This window comes from Rhizobacter sp. P3_C12 (assembly GCF_056402735.1).
Genome location: NZ_JBFUGW010000443.1, coordinates 1 through 3,459, shown reverse-complemented (window position 1 = coordinate 3,459; position 3,459 = coordinate 1). Strand labels below are relative to the sequence as shown.

The 3,459-nt window shown below is 66.9% G+C and carries 3 protein-coding genes; 1 reads left to right on the top strand and 2 read right to left on the bottom strand.

The annotated features are described in order from the left end of the window. A partial coding sequence (locus AC1DXV_RS32845; protein WP_477937692.1) for a PAS domain-containing hybrid sensor histidine kinase/response regulator occupies positions 1-1,987 on the top strand: 1,987 nt, incomplete at its 5' end. A gap of 7 nt (positions 1,988-1,994) precedes the next feature. Here AC1DXV_RS32845 and AC1DXV_RS32840 read toward each other — a convergent pair. Further along, on the bottom strand, positions 1,995-2,675 hold the full coding sequence (locus AC1DXV_RS32840) for a retron system putative HNH endonuclease (RefSeq protein WP_477873227.1): 681 nt from the start codon (positions 2,673-2,675) through the stop codon (positions 1,995-1,997). Continuing rightward, positions 2,672-3,459 (bottom strand): AAA family ATPase (locus tag AC1DXV_RS32835; RefSeq protein ID WP_477937689.1); only part of this gene is annotated, 788 nt, incomplete at its 5' end. The genes AC1DXV_RS32835 and AC1DXV_RS32840, both read right to left, overlap by 4 nt.

The following is a 3,459-nucleotide window of genomic DNA, read 5'->3' as shown; positions in this document are numbered from 1 at the left end:
CTCCGAACCGATGCTGCGGCTGCTGTTCGAGCAGTCGCCCAGCTTCATCGTGGTGCTGGAGGGGCCGACCCATCGGGTGACGCTCGCGAACCCGGCCTACCAGCGGCTGGTCGGCGCCGACCGCGAGCTGACGGGCCGCACGATCGCGCAGGCGCTGCCCGAGGCCGACGAGCAGGGTTTCGTCGGGCTGCTGGATGCGGTCTACGCCAGCGGCGAGCCTTTCATCGGCCGGCGCATGGCCTTCGCGCCCGAGCGGGCGGYGCACCTGCAGCCCGAGACGCGCTTCGTGGATTTCGTCTACCRGCCGGTGCGCGGCGAGGGTGAACGCGTCACCGGCATCTTCGTGCAGGGGCACGACGTCACCGACCAGGTGATGGCCGAGCGCATGCTGGCCCGCGAGGCCGAGCAGCGGGCCGCGCAGGCGCACCGCTTCGACGTCACGCTGTCGGGCATCGAGGACTTCGCGTACACCTTCGACCGGCAGCTGCGCTTCACCTACTCGAACCGGCCGCTGCTGCAGCTGCTGGGCATCACGCTCGACGAGATCGTCGGCAAGACCTTCTGGGACCTGCCGTACCCGAAGGAGCTGGCCGACCGGCTGGGGGCGGAGATCGAGCAGGTCTTCGTGAGCGGCGAGCGCGTCGTCGGCGAAACCTTCTACCAGAGCCCGACCGGCGCGCAGGGCTGGTTCGAGTACATCTTCAACCCGGTGTTCGCACCCGACGGCAGCGTGGCGAGCGTGGCCGGCTCCACGCGCGACGTGACGGCCCGGCTGGCGCAGGAGCGGCGGCTGGCCGAGCTGAACGCCAGCGAGCGCGCGGCACGGGCCGAGGCCGAGCGCGCGAGCCGGCTGAAGGATGAATTCCTCGCGACGCTGAGCCATGAGCTGCGCACGCCGCTGAACGCCATCCTCGGCTGGACCGAGCTGATCCGCAGCGGCCGCCTGGATGCCGGCCGGATCGGCGAGGCCGCCGAGCGCATCCACCGCAACGCCCGCGCGCAGGCGCAGCTGATCGCCGACCTGCTGGACGTCAACGGCATCATGACCGGCAAGGTGCGGCTCGCGGTGCGCCGCGAATCGCTGGCCGTGCCGGTGGCGGCCGCGCTCGACGCGACGCGGCTGGATGCGCAGCGCAAGCGCATCGCGCTGGCCGAGCCGCAGCTCGCCGCGCTGCCCGAGATCGACGGCGACGCCGCCCGGCTGCAGCAGGTGTTCTGGAACCTGCTGAGCAACTCGGTGAAGTTCACGCCCGAGGGCGGAACGATCGCGCTCAATGTCGACATGGACGCCGGCGAGGTGCGCGTGAAGATCAGCGACAACGGGATCGGCGTGCCGGCGAACTTTCTGCCGCACCTGTTCGAGCGCTTCTCGCAGGCGGACAGCTCCAGCACACGCCAGCATGCGGGGCTGGGGTTGGGGCTGTCGATCTGCAAGAGCCTGGTCGAGCTGCACGGTGGGCGCATCGTGGCCGAGAGCGCGGGCCAGGGGAGGGGCACCAGCTTCACGGTGACGCTGCCGCTGCGCATGCCTTCGCCACTGCAGGGCGCGCCGGCCGGAGGTTCCGAGGCCATGCCGGACGAGCTGCCGCCGGGCGACGAGCTGCTCGCGCTGAAGGGCGCCAGCGTGCTGGTGGTGGACGACGACATCGATGCCGGGACGATCCTGGTGGCGGCGTTCACGCAGTACGGTGTCGATGCGGTGGCGGCCCACAGTCCCGAGGCCGCGCTGGCGCTGGTGGGCAGCAGGGCCTTCACGCTGATGCTGTGCGACATCGGCATGCCGAACATCGACGGCTACACCCTGCTGCGGCAGGTGCGCCGCACCAGCGGCGTGCCGGCGATCGCGCTGACCGCCTTCGCGCGGCCCGAGGACCGGCAGCGTGCGATCGAGCAGGGTTTCAGCGCGCACATCGCGAAGCCGTCGTCGCCGGCGGAGACGCTGCGGGTGTGCGCGCGGGTGTTGCGGGCCGCGGGGATGGGGAGTTGAGGCCTGCCTACGTTCCGGCAGGGGCGTTGTCGTTCGCGGCCGTGCTGTCCGAAAGGCACTGCTCGGCATACCGCGCCACGACATGTCCGAAGCTCGGCGCACGCCCCTGCGCATCCGGCCTTCGAAATGCATCGCGCAGCATCCGCAGTTCCTGAGCGGTGACGGAGTTGAGGAAATCGGCGCTGAAGATGCTCAAGGCCTCTTCGCGGCGATTGCGAAGGAATGGGATGTCCAGGGCCAGGAGGTCCAGCATGTACTCGGCGGCGCTGTCTGAACGGTCTGCGGCCAGGACCTCACCCCGTAGCGTGTAGAGGAAGCGCTCCTCGCAGCCGGCATCCAGCGGGGAGATATGGCGCTCTTCGTCGAAGCCGTGTCCTTTTGCGTGACCGCAGTGAAGCGGCATCCCGGGATTCGTCTCCCGGATGCATGAGGCGTGCAGGTTCTCGTAGGCCAGTTCCAGGTCGTGCCGCAGAACCTGCGGGCGGAAGTGCTCAATGTGGCTGTCGGTCATCGACACGCCGCGTCCGCAGTAGCAGCACACCCAGCCCTGCTCCGAAAGCAGCGCATGCAGCAGTGCGGGCTTCTCGGGCTTCTGCAGGGCCTCGAAAGTGGGTATCCAGTCTTCACTTTCCTTTGCTTTCCACGACTCGAACAGCTCCGGGGACTGCTGCTTCGTGACGTACTTCATCGGCCGAGCACCTCTTTGCGCTTCAGCAGGGCTTCGGCTCCACCGATTTCGGCGATGCCCGGTGCTAAGCGCTTCAACGTCGTCAACCGCCCTCGAGCGATTTCGAGTTCATTGCGCTCAAGAGAGGCAAACAGCTCGGACAGGGCCTCTTCGACGTCTGAGGTACGGGCAGTCGCGCCCATAAGTTCCTCAAGCACTCTGCTCGAATCCAACCCGTAGCTGACTTGAGGATGGTCTGTGCCTCCGGCTCTCAGCAAAATGATCTCCTCGGGGCGAAGTTCACCCAGCACTTGCGGGGAGTGGCTGGCGACGATGAATTGAACCGAGGGGAATGCCGCCTTGAGTCCCATGGTCACGTTGCGCTGCCAGCGGGGGTGTAGGTGGATGTCGAGTTCGTCGATCAAGACCACGCCTGGTGTCTTGGTCGTAACCTCTTCTCCAAGCTGCGGATTCAACAAGCACATGCGGCGCGCGATGTCTGCGACGAGGGCAATAACCGCGCGCTGCCCGTCGCTGAGGGTTTCGAAAGGTGTTGGGCCGCGCTCTGCGTTAACCGGACTGCGCCACTCGATCAGAAGACTCTTCTGTTTGAGGTCATACCTCAAACCTTTGACATCCTCGACGGCCGCTGCCAGCGCCTTATTGACGAGGGCAAGCTCATCATTGTCAATGTCGTCGAACGCGATTGAGGTCTCCGATGAGGTCTGAAATCGCTCCAAGCACTTTGCAATGACCCAGCCTTGCAACGACGACGAATCACGAGATGCGTCCCACCAGCTTGAGT

Excerpts from the sequence above, each read along its gene's own strand:
- AC1DXV_RS32840 (WP_477873227.1), bottom strand. The coding sequence starts at position 2,675 with ATGAAGTACGTCACGAAGCAGCAGTCCCCGGAGCTGTTCGAGTCGTGG.